This window comes from Paenibacillus sp. J22R232 (assembly GCF_056269165.1).
Window position 1 is genome coordinate 179,300 of sequence record NZ_JBWDNK010000001.1, and the last position, 14,188, is coordinate 193,487.

The 14,188-nt window shown below is 47.3% G+C and carries 8 protein-coding genes, 2 tRNA genes and 1 riboswitch; of the genes, 7 read left to right on the forward strand and 3 right to left on the reverse strand.

The genetic code is table 11. From position 1 onward, the window contains the following. Nucleotides 1–106: 106 nt before the first annotated feature. The 3 genes from AC0YN3_RS00800 (at nt 107) to AC0YN3_RS00810 (ending at nt 6,575) form a co-directional block, all read left to right on the forward strand. Nucleotides 107–1,834, forward strand: a complete 1,728-nt coding sequence (locus AC0YN3_RS00800; protein ID WP_475773272.1) for an ABC transporter permease subunit — start codon at nt 107–109, stop codon at nt 1,832–1,834. Nucleotides 1,835–2,085: 251 nt separating this feature from the next. Further along, entirely contained in the window at nt 2,086–4,848 is a 2,763-nt protein-coding gene (locus AC0YN3_RS00805; RefSeq protein ID WP_475773273.1) for a glycoside hydrolase family 2 protein, read from the forward strand. A gap of 338 nt (nt 4,849–5,186) precedes the next feature. Continuing rightward, the gene (locus AC0YN3_RS00810; protein ID WP_475773274.1) at nt 5,187–6,575 is read left to right on the forward strand and encodes a M48 family metallopeptidase; all 1,389 of its coding nucleotides are present in this window, start codon (nt 5,187–5,189) and stop codon (nt 6,573–6,575) included. A gap of 65 nt (nt 6,576–6,640) precedes the next feature. Here AC0YN3_RS00810 and AC0YN3_RS00815 read toward each other — a convergent pair. Together AC0YN3_RS00815 and AC0YN3_RS00820 are read right to left on the reverse strand one after the other, a co-directional pair. Further along, a tRNA-Pro gene (locus AC0YN3_RS00815) sits at nt 6,641–6,717 on the reverse strand. Nucleotides 6,718–6,725: 8 nt separating this feature from the next. Next, nucleotides 6,726–6,801 (reverse strand) — tRNA-Thr (locus tag AC0YN3_RS00820). 94 nt (nt 6,802–6,895) lie between these two features. On the opposite strand from AC0YN3_RS00820, the gene AC0YN3_RS00825 reads away from it, so the two are divergent. Then, nucleotides 6,896–8,029 (forward strand): glycerate kinase, encoded by a 1,134-nt coding sequence (locus AC0YN3_RS00825; RefSeq protein ID WP_475773275.1) that lies wholly within the window; start codon nt 6,896–6,898, stop codon nt 8,027–8,029. Nucleotides 8,030–8,201: 172 nt separating this feature from the next. Here AC0YN3_RS00825 and AC0YN3_RS00830 read toward each other — a convergent pair whose 3' ends face one another. Continuing rightward, the gene (locus AC0YN3_RS00830; RefSeq protein WP_475773276.1) at nt 8,202–9,521 is read right to left on the reverse strand and encodes a hemolysin family protein; all 1,320 of its coding nucleotides are present in this window, start codon (nt 9,519–9,521) and stop codon (nt 8,202–8,204) included. Nucleotides 9,522–9,778: 257 nt separating this feature from the next. Between AC0YN3_RS00830 and AC0YN3_RS00835 the strand changes: the two genes are divergently transcribed. The 3 genes from AC0YN3_RS00835 to AC0YN3_RS00845 all read left to right on the forward strand — a co-directional run bounded on the left by AC0YN3_RS00835 (nt 9,779) and on the right by AC0YN3_RS00845 (nt 14,088). Then, complete coding sequence (locus AC0YN3_RS00835) at nt 9,779–10,549, forward strand: DUF1836 domain-containing protein (protein WP_475773277.1); 771 nt, start codon at nt 9,779–9,781, stop codon at nt 10,547–10,549. A gap of 74 nt (nt 10,550–10,623) precedes the next feature. Beyond that, nucleotides 10,624–10,708: riboswitch (cyclic di-GMP riboswitch) on the forward strand. 85 nt (nt 10,709–10,793) lie between these two features. Beyond that, on the forward strand, nt 10,794–12,551 hold the full coding sequence (locus tag AC0YN3_RS00840) for a methyl-accepting chemotaxis protein (RefSeq protein WP_475773278.1): 1,758 nt from the start codon (nt 10,794–10,796) through the stop codon (nt 12,549–12,551). Between the two features lie 193 nt (nt 12,552–12,744). Further along, the gene (locus AC0YN3_RS00845) at nt 12,745–14,088 is read left to right on the forward strand and encodes a GH1 family beta-glucosidase (protein ID WP_475773279.1); all 1,344 of its coding nucleotides are present in this window, start codon (nt 12,745–12,747) and stop codon (nt 14,086–14,088) included. Nucleotides 14,089–14,188 lie beyond the last annotated feature (100 nt).

Consider the following 14,188-nt stretch of genomic DNA (forward strand, 5'->3'; position numbering starts at 1 on the left):
CACTACAAATAGGTTCTGAAGCAGCGAGATTAATAGGTATCTATACAGTGTTGCGGATAAACTTTATAATTTAGTAAAAAATTAGGAAAAGAATGAGGGGTCCAGCATGCAACAAACATCAACAAATCTTCAGAAAAATGAAACGAAGCCGCATAGCAACAAAGCAAGCGTTCCGCAGCTGATATGGAAATACAAGCTGCATTATGTAATCGTATTGCCTGCGATGCTGTTAATCTCAATATTCAAGATTATTCCTTTTGTTTATGGGGTCATCCTTTCCATGGTCGATTACAAAGTATTTCAAGGCATGTTTGAAAGTGATTGGGTGGGATTAGACCATTACTTTGATTTATTCGGAAATCCGGATTTCCGCAGTGTCGTTTTGAATACAATCATAATCAAAACCAGCTATATATGGCTCAGTGGTGCTGCTTCGTTCATCCTTGCACTGGCATTGAGCAGTTTGAAATCCAAGCAGCTGAGAGGAATATTCGCTACGATGTTTCTCATCCCGTATTTCATTCCATCCGTAGTGTTTGCCTATATCGTTATCTACATGCTTTCGCCGACTAGCTCGCCGTTTTTCACGCTGGAAGCATTTGTGGCTGCTGACACTGAATGGATTAGGGTGATCATCATAGTGGCAGAGAGCGTCAAAACATGCGGAATCCCGATCGTTATTGCACTCGCAGCGATTGCATCCAAGCATGCCAGCTCAAGCCATTTGCCTCTAGCCCATTCAAATAGCTATGTACAAATGAACGTACTTCCGGCGCTTCGAGCCGTATCTGCGTTTATGCTGCTGCAGCTTTCCACTATTTTCACGTTAGATCATGAGTTTATTACCAATATCGTTAGTCCGTTGACGAGGTCGACCGGGGCAACGTTGGATATTTATAATCAACAAATGGGGATCATGTCGATGGAAGCAAGTCACACGTCGGCGGCATGGTTCATCCAATTCATCATCCAGCTTGTTTTCACGCTTGCCGCGTATCGTGTGGTAAAAGGACGTTTTCTGAATGAGCTGTTTCAAACGACAGTGAATAGAACCGAAATAGCGGCAAATTCTTCGCAAAGAAACGTAGTGGGCATCGTATTAGCAGGTTTCTATAGCGTTCTTGTTGTTCTTGTGATCTATATGCTTATTATTTATCCGTTTACAGGCTCTGGAAATCCCGAACAGTCCTTGAAGGGGATTGCCGCTCTTTGGAATGTTATTGTCTATCTCGCTGTGGATATAGCAGCCGTTATTGTCTTTTTATTGATGACGGTAACGCTCGCCTTTCCGCTCACGGTGAAACGGCTGCCTGGCCGAAGCGTATATAAGCTGTTTTTGTTAATCGTGATGGTAATGTCTAGCGGAATGGTTAACGAATTGTTATACATACGAAATCTGGGAATGCTAGGTACGATATTCCCGCAGCTATTTTTAGGTTTTTTTAACCTTGCGGCAGTATTTGTGCTCAAAAGTATGTTTAATGCACGGCATAGCGAATTGAAAGAATTGGCCGAGGCAAACGGAAAAGGAGAGCTGCATGCGTTTTTCACGCTCTTTATCCCGAAGGTATGGAAGCCGCTTCTGGCGCTAGGTGTACTGCAATTTGTCGCGCTATGGAATGGCTATTATCCATCCTATCTTTATATCACAGAGCCTGAGAAGCAATCGCCAATCGCACAATTTCAACAGCTGGCTTTTTCAGGAGGAGAGATGTCGGCGATGCAGGTCATGCAGCTAGGCGCATGGTTAAGTTTGCCTTCGATTCTTTTGTTTTTCCTATTTCGACGCTGGCTGACTTCAGAAGTGTTAACGAGCCAGATGAGAAAACTATAGCATTTTACGAGAGGGCTGTTTGGTTACAGCTCTTTTTTTATTGTTGCATAAGGTCAGTTGTACTTTAAGTTAACTTAAATATTAACAACTCGATGACTATTGGCAAGAAAACAAACATTTTGTTGACAAATAAGCGATTGAAGACGTATTCTTGTTACGAAATCGTTTATTTTTATATTTATCATTAACTTTAAACTACATTTAATGGATGCTGATCCTGTACTGAAAATTGGAAAGGTTGTGTGATAGGAATGGTTACGAATATGGTTCAAGCATCGCAAGTAGGCATACCGAGAGCAGAATATCCCCGCCCAGATTGGCAGCGCGCGGACTGGTTGAATTTGAACGGTGCCTGGTCTTTTTCATTTGATCATGGCAATCAAGGCATGACGGAAGGTTGGCATCAGGCCAAGGGGCAGCCATTCGATTCAGAAATTATCGTACCTTTCTCTTGGGCAAGCCCGCTTTCGGGCATTGGCAGCAATGAGAAGGGGATCGCTTGGTATGGTAGAGAAGTGAATTGGGTACCGGATGTAAAAGATGCTAGGCTGTTTCTGCGATTCGGCGCGGTTGATTACAAATCGGATGTGTGGGTGAACGGGATTGCAGTAGGCTCCCACTCCGGCGGGTACGGCACGTTTGAATTTGACGTGACGGATGCTTGGATCTTGAAGGGAAGCAATCAGATTACCGTTCGCGCGGAGGATTACGATCATGATTACCAAGCCCGGGGCAAGCAAGGGTATGGTGAAATTCGCGGCATTTGGCAGCCTGTGTGGCTGGAGGCTCGTCCTCAAAACTATGTTAAAGATTCGAAATTCAATACAAGCATAGATGGCACGGTTGAAGTCGTTACAACCGTCATCGCTAGTAAAAGCGGCTTAGCGGAACTGGCTTTCACATTCGCTGAAGGGGCCATCACCCACGTCGTTGAAGCCGAGCTTGCCGTAGGCACGAATGTCATCGAGGCTGTGCTTAAGGTTGAAGCTCCGAAGCTATGGAGTCCGGACTCTCCCTATCTATATGAAGGGCAGGTTGTTCTGAGCAGCAACGGGCAGAGCGATAGCGTCAGCACATATTTTGGGATTCGCGAAATCTCCACAGCGCTTGTAGGCGACCGCAGCTACCGCTGGATTACGTTAAACGGAAAACCGGTATACTTGAATGGAACGCTGGATCAATCTTTCCATCCAACCGGCTTCTTCACCTACCCGTCCGACGAAGAAATGAAAAATGAAATCCACTTAATGAAGCGGCTTGGTTTAAACTTCGTGCGCATTCATATTAAACCGGAAGAGCCGCGCAAGCTCTATTGGGCCGATAAGCTGGGCATTCTTGTAATGGAGGATATGCCCTGCTTCTGGGGGGACCCGGATGAACAGGCTAAGCAGTCGTATGAAAGCGAAGCGCGCGAGATTATTGACCGTGACTACAATCACCCATCAATTTTCTCTTGGGTCATGTTCAATGAAACCTGGGGCTTAAAGACGAACAGCGAATCGACGTCGCTTACGACAGACGTTACGCATCCGAATAATTTCTTGCCGCAGACGCAGGAATGGGTTCGCTCCATGTATACATTTGCGAAGCAGGTTGACCCAACGCGCATTATCGAAGACAATTCGCCTTGCAATTACGATCATGTGGAATCGGATATCAATACCTGGCATTTCTACATTAACGGCTACAATGAGCTTCGGGCACATGTTACGGAAGTCGTAGAAAAAACATACCGTGGCTCTACCTTCAATTATATTGGAGGCAATACGCAATCCGATGCACCGCTCATGAACAGCGAATGCGGAAATGTGTGGGGGATCGATGGCGGAGCGGGAGAGAGCGACCTTGCTTGGCATTATCGCTACATGATGAATGAATTCCGTCGGCATGACAAAATGTGCGGCTTCGTTTTTACCGAATTCCGCGATGTCGTCAATGAATATAACGGGTATTACCGTCTAGACGGGTCAGATAAGCTGTTCGGCTATGAATGGTACGTGCCGGGAATGACGGTTGCCGATCTTCACGCTCCTGATTTTATCGTCATAGACGCACCTCCATGCCAGACGCTGCAAGCAGGTGCCCAGATCGATATCGAACTGCTTGGCTCAAGCTTCGCGGACCGTTATCACGGCCAAGAGCTTTACCTGTCATGGGAGCTATGGCATGACAACCTTGGAACGCGGATTGTTCAAGCATCCGGCAATGAAGCCGTTAACTGGACGGGGTATGGCGTGGAGCGTTTAACCGCTCTTTCCTTGATCATGCCGGATCAGGATGCCGTATCCGTGCTTGCGGTCCGCCTAATGACCGCTGACGGCAACGTTATTACCCGAAATTTTGTGACATTTGATGTCCGCAGCCAAGCAGCAAATGGCAAGTATGCAGCAGAAGGACGCATGATCAGCATTCCGGCTGCAGGCTATGCTGAGAGTACGTTTCCGTATAGTTGGAATGCACTCCAAGGCAACAAGGCGAATGGCGGCGGTACTGGGCACTTTACTTATCACGTGGAGCTGCCGTCCGTGTCCGAGCAAGCGGCCATCTATGATATCGAGCTCGTCTTTGAAGCCAGCTCCAAACGGCTGCTGAAGCGCAACGTGGAAGGCAGCATTGAGAAGCAGCATGATATTTCTTATATGCATGGCGCGCTTGACGAGCCGGAATTCAATCCGAATACGTATTATATGACGGATTCCGAGCGCCACGAGGCGAAGCTGAGCATCCTGATCGATGATGAGCTGGTTGAGTCCTTCATTCTTCGCGACAATCCGGCAGATAGCCGAGGCGCGTTGTCATGGCATTATCAGGCCGTTAACAATAAGCTCGAGGAGGCAGGCTCATACGGGTACTTATGCAAGGTCACACTCCCGAGCGCTGTTACCGCGAAGCTGAATACCTCAAGAAGCTTTAAGCTGGAGCTAGCAGCAGATGAAGGCGGGTTGGCGTTATATGGACGGAACGCCGGGCGATACCCGATCGATATTCTCGTACAAAGCAGTGGCTCGTTTTGATGAATGCCTCGGCATAAAACAATAATTGCGAAATTGTTAACGTTTATGGCAGTCGCGCCAGCCTTTTATCATGTAGAATAGATTCATATGATAAAAGGGGGTACATACGGATGGACGTTCCTGCTGGCGTATGGATATTTGCGGCTATAATCGTAGCGTTGCTGACTTGGCTGACTTTGTGGATTACCAAAAAGGCCTATTCTAAAAAATGGGATGAATCGGATCAATAGATGTTGAAGCATTTGGAGCCAGCGCGCAGCAGCGCTGGCTCCTTTTCTTCTATATTAACAATGGGAAATCGTGTATAATGTGGATATTATTTTTGAAGGAGCTGCCTATTGTTGAATGCAAATGCCAATGAACCGATGTTGATCCACCAGAAAGAGGAGCGTTATTATGTCCTTGCGCTCATTTTCAGTATTATTGTTTATTTAGGCTTGTTTTTTTCTATTATTTTTATGTTTTTAATTCCAATTCTTGTTGTCATACCTTTGGCAGCCCAAGCAATGATGATGGCGAATATAAGAATTAACGGCGTGCGCATCACGCCAAGGCAATTTCCCGAAGTGTTCGCGATTGCGGAAGAGCAATGCGCCAAAATGGGGTTCACGGTTGTTCCTGATTTATACGTTATGGAGTCCAGCGGCATATTAAACGCGTTCGCTTCCCGTTTTTTTGGCCGCAACATGGTTGTTCTTTACGCGGATCTGTTCGAATTGATTCAATCCGGAGGCGAGAGGGAGCTTACTTTCGTGCTGACCCATGAGCTTGCCCATATCAAACGCAACCATATTATGAAGCAAATATTCATTATTCCGGCGATGTGGCTTCCTTTTCTGGGAGAGGCTTATTCAAGGGCATGCGAATATAACTGTGACCGCATGGCGGCATATTACGGCAATAATGCGGAGGCGGCGATGAACGGGTTGACGATATTAGCGATTGGCAAAACGCTGTATCTACGTGTCGACCGGGAAGAGTATTTGCTGCAAAGCAGCTATGAAAAAGGTTTTTTCGTATGGCTTGCCGAGAAGCTCTCCACCCATCCGCCGCTGCCGAAACGAATTCACGCACTTCAGCAATTCGCCGGCTACTCATCGAGTATCGTGTTCCATACTTCACGCTTCGGAATAATCATTGCGGCGGTCGCCGTTTTTGTATTGCTGGGCTCGATTTCGACAGGCATCATTTTCTCGAAATCAATTGATACCTTTATGAGCCAGCTTGATGTTAATGCTGAGACAGATGAAGAAGAGCTGCTTAGCGCAGCATTGGAAGGGGATGCCGACCTTGTCCGGCAATTACTGTCTTCAGGCGCGAATCCCGATGCAGCGGATGATGAGGGCTGGACAGCGCTTATGTGGGCGGCACAGCTGAATGATACGGATAGCGGTTCCGCCATCATCGATGCGGGAGCGGATCTGAATCTAGTCGATCATACCTATGAAGAGACGGCATTGACGATTGCGATTTTTAATGGCAGCGTGGATGTGGTCGAGCTGCTTCTGGAGGCAAACGCGAATCCGGATTTGCAAGACAGTACGGGCTGGACGCCGCTTATGACAGCTGCGTCAGAAGGCGATATGGAATCGACGAAGCTTCTGCTGCAAGCAGGCGCTGACCCGTTAAAGGTGGACGAGACGGGTTACACGGCCGCGGATTATGCGATGGATGGCGGGTTTGAGGATATTGCATGGCTGCTTCAGGAAACGGGTAAGCGGATATAAAAAAAGAAGCTTGAGCAATCAAGCTTCTTCGTTCTATGTATGACAGCTATGTATTTCGTAAGGGATGGTCGGGACGACACGATTTGAACATGCGACCCCCTGGTCCCAAACCAGGTGCTCTACCAAGCTGAGCTACGTCCCGAGAAAAGATGGTGCCGTCGAGAGGACTTGAACCCCCAACCTACTGATTACAAGTCAGTTGCTCTACCAGTTGAGCTACAACGGCACGTGCGATTCGTTAAACACAAGATGTATTATTACATATAAACCAATATAATTGCAAGCCTTTTTTTAAAAAAAATGTGCGAAGGATGAAAGCAATGAAAATCGTATTGGCGCCGGACTCTTTTAAAGGCTCAGGAAATGCTTTTCAAATGGTGCAAGCGATGTCAGCAGGCATACGCTCGGTCTTGCCCAGCGCGGAGCTGATTGCTCTACCGATGGCAGATGGCGGGGAAGGGACCATGCAGATTCTGGTTGGCGCAACGGGAGGGCATTTCATGGGAACGGAAGTCCATGATCCTCTCCATCGGCGCGTAGCAGCCCAATATGGGATACTGGGGGATGGCGTGACGGCGGTCATTGAGCTAGCTGAAGCATCAGGGCTCTTGTTATTGCGTGAAGATGAGCGGAATCCAGCGCTTGCTTCGACTTATGGCACCGGTGAGTTGATACGTCACGCTTTGGATGCGGGCTTTCGTCAGTTTATTATTTGCTTGGGAGGCAGTGCGACTAACGATGGCGGAGCGGGGCTGCTGCAGGCACTTGGCATGAAGCTGCTTGACGGAGAGGGAGTTGAGCTTCCAAGAGGCGGGATTCACTTATCGGGGCTTCAATCCATTGACGAATCGGCTTTTGACGCACGTACACGCGAAAGCCGATTTGCGATCGCTTGCGATGTGCGCAATCGGTTATGCGGGCAGCAGGGCGCATCCCGTATTTACGGACCGCAAAAGGGGGCGAGCGACGAGCAAGTAGAGCTGCTTGACCGAGCGCTGCTGCACTATGCGGCACGGATTGAATCCCATACAGGGCTGGATGTGGCGAACATGCCTGGCAGCGGTGCTGCAGGAGGAACTTCTGCTGCGTTATTTGCCTTTCTAGATGCCGTAATGGAGCCTGGCGCACGGCTTGTCATGGCGAGGATTAACTTCGATGAACGAATTCGCGGAGCGGACTGGATCGTAACAGGCGAAGGAAGGATAGATGGTCAAACCGGGTCTGGGAAAGTTATCGAAACGGTGTGCAACTCGGCATCGAAACAAGGAATACCGGTTATTGCCGTCTGCGGCTCGGTTGCAGCCGATCGGAATACGACCATGAAGCTTGGCTTGCGAGCATGCTTCTCGATCGTGCCTGGACCATGTACGCTAGAGGAAGCGATGTCGCATTCAGAGCAATGGATGCAGGAACGAATGGCACAAATCATTAATCTTATCCATCCGCCGCAATGAAGGGGCTTGCCAGGGAGGGAAAAATAGAATCGGCCAATGGTACATCACGCGAAAAGAACCTTCAACACCGCCATTAAGGTGTTGAAGGTTCTTTTCGTTTCTTATTAGCCTTGTATTACGTATCGAACGGGAACGGTATGATCCAGAAGCGACTTAAGAGCAAGCAATGTGCTTATGCCGTTTCCCCTTCAACGCTTTGTTCTTGCTGCTCGATGAGCATCTCAACCTTGCGAATCCGGTTTTTGCTTGTTTCGCGAATAATGAATTTATAATTTTCATAGAAGTGCTCTTTGCCTGGTTTAGGGTCCGCAACTTGACTGTACAGCCAGCCGCCAACCGTGTCTACGTCTTCTTCCTCAAAGTTCATGCCCGTAAGGTCGCTCAGCTCGCTGAGTGATACCTTGCCATCAAGCAAGTAGCAGTTATCTGCTAGCTGTTCGATTTCCTTGCGCTCGTCTGCATCGAATTCGTCACGGATTTCACCGACGATTTCTTCAAGAATATCTTCGATGGTAATAAGGCCGGAAGTTCCGCCGTATTCATCGACTAGGATGGCAATATGAACGCGTTCAAGCTGCATCCGTTTCAGGAGCATTTTGACAGGCGTTACCTCAGATACGCTTAACACAGGATGAACCAGCTTCTTGAAATCAAGGTCGCGATCCGTTTCGTACTCCAAGAAAAGCTGCTTCGTGTTGATCATTCCGACGATATTGTCCTTGCTCTCAAGCGCAACGGGGAAGCGCGTATACTGCTCCTTGCGAATAATTTGCATATTCTCGGCAAGCGATTTATTTGTGTATAAACAGATCATGTCGGTGCGTGGCACCATAATTTCCTTGGCGAGCAGCTCATCGAATGCGAAGATGCGGCTCACGTAACCGTACTCTGTATTATTAATCTTTCCGCTTTGGTAGCTCTCATTTAGAATAATTTGAATTTCTTCCTCCGAATGCGCTTCTTCATGCTCAGTGGCGGGCTTGAGTCCGAAAAGGCGGACTAGCGTATTAGCCGAGCCATTAAGCAACCAAATGAAAGGATATAAAATTTTGTGGAACAAGATAATCGGTTTTGCGGTAAGAAAGCTGATAAATTCGGCCTTTTGGATCGCCCACGTTTTTGGAGCGAGCTCTCCGACTACAACATGCAGGAATGTGACGGAAATAAATGCAATGAAAAAGGATAGAATATGACTGATGTCATCATTTATGGACAGACGCTCAAACAAGGGTAAAAGCATTTTTTCAACTGTTGGTTCTCCCAGCCAGCCCAGCCCGAGTGCTGTGATGGTAATACCTAATTGGCAGGCTGACAAGTAGGCATCCAGATTACTCGTAACCCGTTGAACGGCAAGCGCGTTCTTCCGGCCCTCAAGCACTAACTGATCGATCCGACTGGAGCGAAGTCTAATGATGGCAAACTCCGTTGCGACGAAAAAAGCAGTTAATAAAATAAGAAGAGCAATCATGAATAAATTGAATCCTATACCCATTTTCGTTTCTCACTACCCTTTTATATTTATATTTTTTGTATTCTTATGATCTACTATAACGAATGATTACAGCATATGACAAACGCCATTTCAAACGGTAAAAGCCTTTTATGCGCTATTAGAGCGATTTTACGAGATGGAAAAGCGCATTCTCATTGATTTTCGAGCCTTTACAACTGTCATTCTCCGGCATATGATGAGTTCATATGAACTTGTAACAAAAGGTACATATGACGAAAGCGCGAGGAGGAAGGAAAATGGAGTCCTTTACGCTTACTCGAAAAGAGATGGCTTGCTTGCTGCTTGCGCTAGACGGGAAGCATAACCAGAAGCCGCTGCAGGTATTGCAAGCCGCATGGACCAAGACGCATCAATACGATTTGGAGAAAGGCACGGGATTGCCCGCGTTTCTGTCAACGCTGCTGCCTCCGATTATTGAGAAGCTGATCAAAGGCAATGAGCTCAAAGGTTTTTCGCTACATGAAATTGCCGCTCTCGGTCAACTGATCGAATATTCGAATCTGTCGATAACGTCCATGCAAAATTGGGTAAAGCGCGATTTTAAGCCTTATTTCGATTGCCCGAAGGCGGGTAAAAAATATTCGCTCAATCAGGCTGCGTTATTGTTCATTATTGATGATTTAAAGTCAAATCTTGATTTTGAATCCATACGCAAGCTATTTGAGATCGTTTTTAAAAAACCAGAGGATGAGAAGGCCGATTTGGTCGGTCCTATTCAATTATATGCATCCTATACCAGTATGTTTGAAGAACTGGATGCTAACAACGATCAACTGCTCGATATTTCCGGACATTTGAAGGAAAATCCGCATCAAGATATTTTGACGGAGGAAGCCATTCGCTCGTCAGCCAATCAATTCGCGAACCAATTGCCTAACTTAACGGACAATCAATGGGAAGCCGTGCGCAATATTTTGCTGATTGCTGTCATATCCATACAAACGTCCTATTTTCATTCTCTCTCAAGGCGTTATTGCAATGCGACTTTGTTTCTAAGTCCCGAATAAAATAGTTCTATAGGGATATACAGAAACTCTTAATTGTCCTATACTGGATTATGTTGTAAATACAAACATAGACAATCTGAAAATGGCAAACTTGCCGAAAGGCTAGGACGCAAAGTTATGGGCCTAAAGCATGTGTGCTAAGGTCGCCAGACCGCCGGAAGGATATAGAGCTAAGAAGCTGTCCGCCTCCTGTGGCTGGATAGCTTTTTTGCTTTTTTCAGAGGGACAGAGGAGAGAAAGTGGAATGGTGTTGAAGGACTGGTTGAGGAAAACGAGCATGCTGTCGAAGAAAATGAACATGAGGAAAATTACGACCAAGTTATTTCTAATTACGGCAATCATCACCCTCTTCAATCTAGGTGCAGGCGCGTTTATTTATGTTCAGAACGTATCGGTTGCAGGCTCAGTCGAGGATTCGGATCACCTGTCACGTGCCGAGAGGAACTACCAAGGTATTTCCAATAAACTGCTGAAGGCCATGCTCCTAATGGTGGATGCAATCGAGAACGGAAATAGCGATGCTTCATCTATTATGAAAGATTTGGAAACCCTCCCTGCCAATATCGACGAGCTTGAGAAGCAGCTTATCGAAATGGACAAAAAATACCCTCCAGCTACGGAAGGCGGCCAGCTTTATGCCAATCAAATTGGCGTTCTTCGCCTCGCACTCGATAATCTCAATCAAACCAATACCGATGTATCAGGTTTAACAGCTGAAGAGAAGTCCTTGCGCATCAGCAATCTAATCAGCGTATATACTGTAATTCTGAGCTATTCGAACGATACCATGCATGAGCGGCTCACACAGGACGCAGAAACTACCCAAAACGATCTGAACCGAGATGTTTCGAGCGCTAATATCATCGTGCTCATCAACGTCATTCTGCTTGCCATATTGCCAGCAATCATGATTTATGGCGTCACGCAATCGATTAAAACGGGGCTGACCGGCATTACAAGACGCATACGCGCATATGGCAGCAATGATTTCACGAGTCAGGAGAAGCTGGCCCGCTCCGATGAATTCGGAGAAATTGATCAGGCGCTAGCCGCAATGGGCGATAATTTGCGCGACACGATAAAAGCTACGCTTAACGTCAGCGAGTCGGTGCTTCACGTTTCACGCAATATGGATACGATGATCGGAAGCAACCGCAAAGCTTCGGAGGATGTGAAAGGTCAGGTTGACCTTGGCCGTGAAGCGCTGCTATCGCAATATGACGATGCTTCATCGATCTCGGCGGTAACGGAGCAAATATCGGCAAGCTCCGAGCAGATTGCTGCTTCAAGCGAGTACATAAACAATGACATGCGCCAAATGAAGCAGTCCTCCCAGAGCGGCTCGCAGCAAATGGCAGGCGTTGTCGTCATGGTTAACGAAACCGTTGAGCAATTCGCCAAGCTGACGGAGGCATTTGAAGCGATGAATGGCCGATACAACAATGTTTCCAAGTTTTTGAACGGCATTCAGGATTTGAACACGCAGACGAATCTGTTGTCGCTTAACGCATCCATTGAATCCGCAAGGGCTGGGGAGCATGGACGCGGCTTTGCGGTTGTGGCGGAAGAAATTAGGAAGCTGTCGAGCCAGACGGATTCCATATCTAAGCAGATTACGAAGGAATTGTCGCTCATTCAGAGCGATGTAGCCTCAAGCAGCAGAACCATCGGAAGCTTTGCGAATGTGATTCAATCGACAAGGCAAGCTTCGGAGACGGCAAGCGGCACGTTCCAAGCTTTGGAATCGCAAAGCAGCGTATTGTCTGACCAAATGAGCGAAATTTCAACGGCAATAAGCGAGATAACGGCAGGAATGACGCATATCGTTTCCGCTGTTGACAAACTGCTGAACACATCCACGGACGTTAACGGGAAAATGGAGCATATGAGCGAGCTTTCCGTTAAGCAAAACGATATTTCCGATGAGCTTCGCAATCTGGCAGAAAAGCTGACCGGCTCTTCGCATGAGCTGAAAGAGAAGGCTTCTGTCTTTAAGCTATAGAAGTAATAATAGCCAAATCAAAGGGCGCTTCTGCGATATGCAGAAGCGTTCTTTTTTTTGCGAGCTTGCCGATAGTTGGCTTAGCGGTTTGTCATGGAAAAGTCACAGGGGCGTTAGGAAAGTCATTGTACGAGCAGTATAATAAACCGTTGTACCGATATGATAGATAGAAAACAGCTGGAGGTAGCGGAGAATGACGACTGTACAATTTCCAAAAGATTTCAAATGGGGAACGGCTACTGCCGCGTACCAAATCGAAGGCGCATTTGATGAGGATGGACGGAGTGCCAGCATATGGGACACGTTCGCCAAAACACCGGGCAAGGTGTTGAACGGAGACAACGGCGACGTGGCATGCGACAGTTATCACCGCGTCGATGATGACATTCGGCTGCTGAAGGAGCTTGGCGTTTCCGTATATAGGTTCTCGATAGCTTGGCCGCGCGTGATCCCGCAAGGCAGAGGGGAAATTAATCCGCTAGGCCTTGATTACTACGAGGAGCTAATCGACAAGCTCATCGCGAATGATATTGAACCTTTTGTAACGCTATACCATTGGGATTTGCCTCAGACGCTTCAGGATGGGGGAGGATGGGAAAACCGTGCGACAATTGATGCTTTTGTCCAATATGCAGAGACGGTATTCCGTAAATTTAACGGTAAGGTTAAAAGATGGATTACGCTTAACGAGCCTTGGTGTATTTCCATATTATCCAACTACCTAGGCGCACATGCGCCAGGCAAGCAGGATATGCAGGCTGCACTTGATGTCGCTCACCACATTCTAGTGGCTCACGGCTTAACCGTTAAGCGATTCCGCGAGCTTGGCATCGAAGGCGAGATCGGTTATGCGCCGAATACGGAATGGAGAACGGCCTACAGCTCTTCTCCTGAGGATGTACGGGCTGCCCAGCTCCGCAACGGTTCATTTAATGAATGGTTCCTATCGCCTGTATTGAAAGGCGAGTATCCGGTGCTGCTGACGAATTGGTACGAGAGCAAGGGCTTCAAGGTGAAGGTTGAGCCGGGGGACATGGCTATTATTTCGCAGCCAATCGATTTCTTAGGCATCAATTATTATACGGGCAGCTTGATTCGCCATGCGGAGGGCAATGATTTGTATGACAGCGAAGAAATTAGCTCAAGCTTTGCCAAAACGGATTTTGATTGGAATATATATGCTGACGGGTTCTACCATGTGCTGACTTGGATCACCGAAACTTACGGTCAAATTCCGATCTATATTACCGAGAATGGCGCTTGTTACGAGGCAGAGCTGCAGGATGGGCAAATAAACGACGAAGCGAGAATCAGCTTCCTTCGCGATCATATTATGGCTTTGCACCGCGCGATCGAGTCTGGCGTGCCCGTTAAAGGCTACATGGTGTGGTCATTGATGGACAACTTCGAATGGGCCTTTGGCTATTCCAAGCCTTTCGGGCTCGTTCATATCAACTTCGAGACGCTGGAGAGAACGCCAAAGGCAAGCTATTATTGGTATAACCAGCTTGTCGCTGCCAACCAATTGGAGATTTAATCGTCAGTCTTATGAAGCAGGCGGAACCCGAGCAAGGGGATTCTGCCTGCTTCTTTGTGCTGTAAAAGAAGGATAAGCATGCCATACGCCGAAATGAGGG